This is a genomic window from Enterococcus gallinarum NBRC 100675 (assembly GCF_001544275.1).
Lineage (GTDB): Bacteria > Bacillota > Bacilli > Lactobacillales > Enterococcaceae > Enterococcus_D > Enterococcus_D gallinarum.
The window spans coordinates 1-5,788 of sequence record NZ_BCQE01000059.1 but is presented as its reverse complement, the minus strand read 5'-3'; the positions used below and the strand labels follow the sequence as shown (position 1 = coordinate 5,788).

The window sequence follows — 5,788 nt, the reverse complement described above, 5'->3', positions numbered from 1 at the left end:
TTGACGGAAAAGGGGCGCAAGATACGTATGAAGCCATGAAAAAAGTGGCAGGAAAATACAACAGACGGGTGAAAAAATTCACCGATGAAGGAGATATGCGATACAACCCTGTAGCGAATGGAAATGCGATTTCTGTGCGTGATAAATTAGTTACTTTGGCGGAAACAGAGAGTGTGTTTTACTCCGGTGCCGCAAAGTCTTTATTGCAAGCAACGGTACAATTGCTTGATGCTTTCAAAGGAACATCCATTAACAAGAGAGAGAAAAACGGAAGAGAAGTAGAGAAAAAGATTGAGCGAAGCTTGCCTTTTATTCAACATTATTTACTTCCTAGAAACGTATTGGATTTATTTGCGGATGCTATATTACCAAATAATCCTAAGTTGTTTGAAATTGAAGTAGAGAAAAAAATAGAGCGAACAAAGAAAAAATCAGCTCAAAGAGGCAAAGAAATGTTTGATCATTCAGGGGTTCAAACGGAGACTGAAAAGCAAGAAGAAACAAAAAAATCGCAACTAAAAGATAGCAAATTTAGAAACATTTTTCAGCAAGGAGATACACAACCAGAGACAGAAACGATTGTCCTTGACCGTGAAACATTGGATTTAGATTCGTATTATCTGTTACTCAAAAAGAACCTCAAATACCTGTCCCCAAATGCAGAAACAGGGGAGAACGTTCAGCAGAATTTGTTCGAACAGTTGTTTGTACGATACGAACATAAAAATTCTCCGTTTTATTTGTATGCCACATCGGAGGCGCTTCAGAACAATATCAATATGTTATTAGACAGTGAATTGGGACGATTGTTTGACACATCAGAGCATCAAAATATCTTAAGTATTCAACAAATTGTGCGGCAAAAAGACATTGTGTATGTCTCTTTGAATGGATTGATTTACAAAGAATATATACGCACATTGGCACAAATGTTGGTGGGAGATATTAATTACTATTTGTCTGAAATGTATCAAATGAATCACCAAAAAGAACTCATTGTCCTTTTTGATGAACCAAGTTCATATCTCAATGAGACATTTATTGATCTAGTAAATAAAGGGCGTGGTGCAGGAATGCATGCGATTTTTTCTCCACAAACAATGGCGGATATTGCGAAACTTGGCGATAAATTACAAGAACAACTCGTTGGAAATGTGAATACATTGATTATTGGAAAAACGAATGAACCAGGAGAAGCCGAGTATTGGAGTAACACGATCGGGACGTATGAAGACATTGAGTTGACGACAATGACGGAACAAGAAGAGGGATATTCGGACGTTGGAAAAATCGATTGGGCAGGTCAACGTGGGACAAAACGCAACGTGAATAAGTTCAAAATCAGTCCTGATCGGATCAAAGAATTACGCAAAGGAGAGTTTATTGTCCATCGAACCGCTACGGATGAAGATATTCCGCCGCAAATGGTTTATGTGCGAAATGTTCTTGAATGGTTAGAAAAAAATAAGTAATTGCGCTAAAGTATGATGAACTAGAAACCCAAAATAATTCATAAAATGCAATCAATTGACAGTCTTTTTTCATACGAATAAGTTTTTAATTGTTGTCATCAACAGACGTGTTTATTTGTGCCTAATTGATAGTAGTTTTGATGTTAAATTGCGATTGGTTTTCATCAATTTGGCAACAAAATGATCAATGTTTTGCATTTAATTGATGTGTGAAATGCAATTGATTGATCATTTGTTTTGTATTAATAAACAGACAAAATGGCTAAATTTAATATGGTAAATACTTTTAATTTGATGATGAATTATGTATAAAAAAGTTAAACAAAAAGAATGTGGAAAAATTCATTTTCCATTCAGTTTGGATTCAGTATGCATTCACTTTACGTTCAATTTTTCATCATAAGAGAACGTTCCCGGCGCTTGGTATCAAAGGCTTTCTCCGCCTTGGCAATTCCTGACCACTTTCCCTCAACGTGGGGTAATCCCCCTTATGAGGGAAAGTGGTCAGGAATTGCCAAACTCCGAAAAAAATACCAAGCGCCGGGAACTACCAAATACTAAGAGAAGGTAGGCGCATTTTTTTACTGGTAAGGGGAAAGGGAAAGAATGAAAAAGGGATCAACTCCCACCCCAATCATGGGGCCTCAAAACTATCACCCTCCGCCCTCTTTCATCCTCTTTTGAAAGAGGGAACTTACAACACCCCCTTGCGTCTGCGCCCCCTCACCAATTCTTGAGAGGGCTGTCGCTAAAACCAGAAACCCATACGAGTAGTTCTATTTGATAAGTAGTGAAATATTGTTAATTCCTTTAAAGCAACAACTCCCTAAATCCCTCACCAAATCTTGAGGGACTTCAACCCCGAAAAAGAATTTCTACACGTTGTTCCAAAATTCTTTTTCAATGAACAAATAGGCTCTGCCTATTTGTACCATTTTAGAAAAGCGGTGATACATTGAAACCATTACTTTATAACTATTACATTGATTATTCAATGAATGATAAAACGAAGCTAATCATTTTATGCCTAATTCATGAATTACGAGTACTCTCAACAACTCAATTAATTTTATTTTTTACTATAGATTTAGTTGCTGTATCAAGAACAGTATATAAAAATTTGGAATTACTAAAAAAAGAAGGATTAATTGATTCTCAAAAAGATGGTCATACTACGTATTATTTCTTAACTAAAAAGGGTCACAATTACATTGGAGGATATTATGCTTTGCCTAAAGTTCCGGAATACAATTTGCAACATCATCTACAAATCAACGATTATTTAATTAAAATGTTGCAGCTTTGTCAGGGGCACCAACATTTAAAAGCAGTGGTTTCTGAACGAAGAAAAGTGTATGAAGTGAAAGACCAGAAGAAAAATCAGAAAGGCGTGAAATATTTTGTGCCTGATTTTATTTTCGTTTTTGCTGGTAAAGATGGACGAGAAGTAGAATGGCAATTTGAGATCGAATTGACGTTAAAAACAAGGAATCGATACCGTAAGGGAGTTTTTCCAAAATATATCAAGCAATTAACCAATTATGAAGATGCCCGTTTGATTTATGTCACACCTAGTTCGATCATCAAAGAAGAACTAGAACTCTTTAGAGACTATTTCATTTATCAACAAGAAGATTCAGAAGAGATTTTTGATCGTCTCCATATTTTTACGGCAAATGAATTTGAAGAAGAAATGATCCGTTTAGTGAAAGAAGATCGATTTATTAATTGGTGAAAAACGGCGAACCGTTTTTCATTTCCTTTTACTATGGTTCTTACGAACCTGGAACAGGAAAGAATGAGAAATACAAAATAGGAAAGAGGGAAAAGAAATGATTACCGTACAAGCTACAGGAAGATTAACCAAGGAACCGCAATTGCGGTATACCAATGAAAATGGAGTTGCAGTTGCGAATTTTACACTTGCGTGCAAAAGAAATCGTCCCAATAAAGAAGGAGAAACAGAAACGACTTTTTTACAGTGTGTACTATGGGGAAATCCTGCGGAGGTTTTAGCCAAATATGTTCATAAAGGAAATTTGATTGCGGTACATGGGGAATTACAAAATCGGAGTTTTGATGACCGTCAAGGAGTTACTCGCTATGTGACGTCGTTGCTTGTTGAAAATTTTGAATTTTTAGAGAAGAAAAAGACTAGTCAAGAAAACGAAAATATGGAAAAATAGGAACAAAAAAAGAAGGGATACGTGTGAAAAAAGTTTTTATTGTCGTAGTGGTTGGATTGACGATCATAGGGAGTGGTTTGTTTGTAGGAAATCTCTTTTTTTCAAAAGGGGAAGAGAAGGAGCCCTCTACGACGATAACCACTACAGAAGAACTGAAGCCGGAACTGTTTCTAGACATTGAAATTTTAGAGTCCAATCAAAAAAGCCAACAAGAGACAACCATAAATGAGCTCTATCGAGGGGAACTGGATTTCCAACATGCCAATCCAACAAAGCCATATCTTATTACGGTACAGTTTATAGATAAAGAAAAACGGGAATTTGTTGGACCAGACAAACAGTCGTTACATCTGGAAAAAGAAGTCACTTTAGGGAAAGAACAGGGAACCGTTTTTCTTGTAGTGAAGGGGAATAAACCGATGTTGGCACATATCCAGCAATTAAAAGATGTACAAGTTTCCGCATCATTAAAAGAAAAGGAATAGGAGAAGAGGAGAGCTTATGATGGACGATGAAATGAGCCGAAGTGTTTATTCTTATAAAATTTTGATTAGTAAAGAGGCAGTAAGAGAAAAATATGATTTGTATTCGTTGAAAAATCATATTATGTTCCAATTACATGGCTATACGTATAATCCGTATGATCGGATCAACTATACGATCAAACTTTCTCTAAGAAAAATGATAGTAACGATGACTAAAAAAGATGGAAGTCCATTTTCCGCAAATGAATGGGCATTTTTTGATCGAATCCTTCCGGAATTTTTTGAGGAATTAGAAATAGCGTTCATACAAGAAAAAGAAATAAGAGGTGAATGAACGGATCGAAGCGAATGCTTCGGTCTTTTTTATTATTGTTGTAAAAATAGAGTATACTTAAACGTTACAAAACAGAACCTTGATAAATCAAGCTTCTGTTTGTAAATTATAAGTGTCAATTAATTGGAGTGAACAATTATGCGTATTGGATATATTCGTGTATCTTCAAAAGACCAAAATGAACAACGTCAAGTAAAAGAAATGAAAAAATTCTCAGTTGAAAAATGGTTTGTGGAGAAACAATCTGGTGCAACCATAAAAAAGCGTCCAGTATTTCAAGAAGCGATTTTATTTGTGAGAGAAGGAGATACCTTTTTTGTCGAAGCAATCGATCGGTTAGGCAGAAATTATGACGAGATCATCGGCGTTGTCAACTATCTAAAAGAGAAAAAGGTTCAACTGATTATTACTAGTTTGCCAATTATGACTGAAGCCATTGGCAATCCCTTGTTAGATAAATTTATCAAAGATTTGATCATTCAAATTTTGGCTATGGTAGCGGAACGCGAACGAGCGGAAATAAAACGAAGGCAAGCACAAGGGATAGCATTAGCTCATGAAAAAGGACTGTTTAGAGGAAGAAAGCCGGATTATTCCCCAACAAGTAGAAATCGGCAAAAACAAATTATTTATTATCAAATCGTCGAAATGTTAAAACAAGGAATGGGGATTTCGGAGATTTCTAGAAGAGCAGGTGTCTGTCGACCAACTGTTTATAGGATCAAAGAAAATTTAGAGAAAAACGAGGCCCAGATGGAGTAAGCCCCACCTGGGTTATCTGTTTCTTTGTCTATAGATTTAAATAACAATTACAATTAAATCGTTTTACAATCTGAAGAGGGAGCAAAGTTTTTGTTGCCCGCCACACTCCAACCACCACCGCCGTTTAGGCGGGCAACAAAAAAAGCCGGCTTCGCCAGCTTTGTAGTTCCATAAAACATGAGAATATGCTATAATAAACATGAAAAGAGACGTGCTGGACACACGCCTCTAGTGTAGAACCGTTAAAAAGACGGTAGCTGAATATTAAGAAGATAATCATCTTAACTCTCGCTAAAGTGTTAAAAGATGATTATTTTTTTGGATCTTTATGCTCTGTAATCAGCAACACCAATGTCGCAAAAGCAATCATCAGTGTTAATGCTTCAAATACAGACATGCCTACTCCCTTCTAGGGATAAAGCTATGAACCATAGGCATCACCCCTTTATTAAGAGATTAGCCACCATCTTTTCACTTTTCTACATAATCATTATACCATAAAAATCCGCTAGAAACGTTGAGTTTTCAATGTTTCTAGCGGATTTTTTT

6 protein-coding genes and 1 pseudogene are annotated in these 5,788 nt (G+C 36.1%); 6 read left to right on the top strand and 1 reads right to left on the bottom strand.

The window, feature by feature from the left end:
- From EG2_RS17885 to EG2_RS17860, 6 genes and pseudogenes are all read left to right on the top strand, one after another.
- Positions 1-1,472, top strand: a 1,472-nt coding sequence (locus EG2_RS17885; protein WP_156424259.1) for a TraM recognition domain-containing protein, incomplete at its 5' end; no start/stop codon positions are given.
- Positions 1,473-2,427: 955 nt separating this feature from the next.
- Positions 2,428-3,207 (top strand): winged helix-turn-helix domain-containing protein, encoded by a 780-nt coding sequence (locus EG2_RS17880; RefSeq protein WP_060815678.1) that lies wholly within the window; start codon positions 2,428-2,430, stop codon positions 3,205-3,207.
- A 97-nt stretch (positions 3,208-3,304) separates the two neighbouring features.
- Positions 3,305-3,655, top strand: a pseudogene (locus EG2_RS17875) (single-stranded DNA-binding protein); the annotation flags it as partial.
- 26 nt (positions 3,656-3,681) lie between these two features.
- Positions 3,682-4,143, top strand: a complete 462-nt coding sequence (locus EG2_RS17870) for a hypothetical protein (protein WP_060815676.1) — start codon at positions 3,682-3,684, stop codon at positions 4,141-4,143.
- 19 nt (positions 4,144-4,162) lie between these two features.
- On the top strand, positions 4,163-4,477 hold the full coding sequence (locus tag EG2_RS17865; RefSeq protein ID WP_060815675.1) for a hypothetical protein: 315 nt from the start codon (positions 4,163-4,165) through the stop codon (positions 4,475-4,477).
- A 138-nt stretch (positions 4,478-4,615) separates the two neighbouring features.
- On the top strand, positions 4,616-5,239 hold the full coding sequence (locus EG2_RS17860; protein ID WP_060815674.1) for a recombinase family protein: 624 nt from the start codon (positions 4,616-4,618) through the stop codon (positions 5,237-5,239).
- A 310-nt stretch (positions 5,240-5,549) separates the two neighbouring features.
- Here EG2_RS17860 and EG2_RS19870 read toward each other — a convergent pair whose 3' ends face one another.
- On the bottom strand, positions 5,550-5,636 hold the full coding sequence (locus tag EG2_RS19870) for a putative holin-like toxin (protein WP_220271487.1): 87 nt from the start codon (positions 5,634-5,636) through the stop codon (positions 5,550-5,552).
- Between the last annotated feature and the right edge of the window lie 152 nt (positions 5,637-5,788).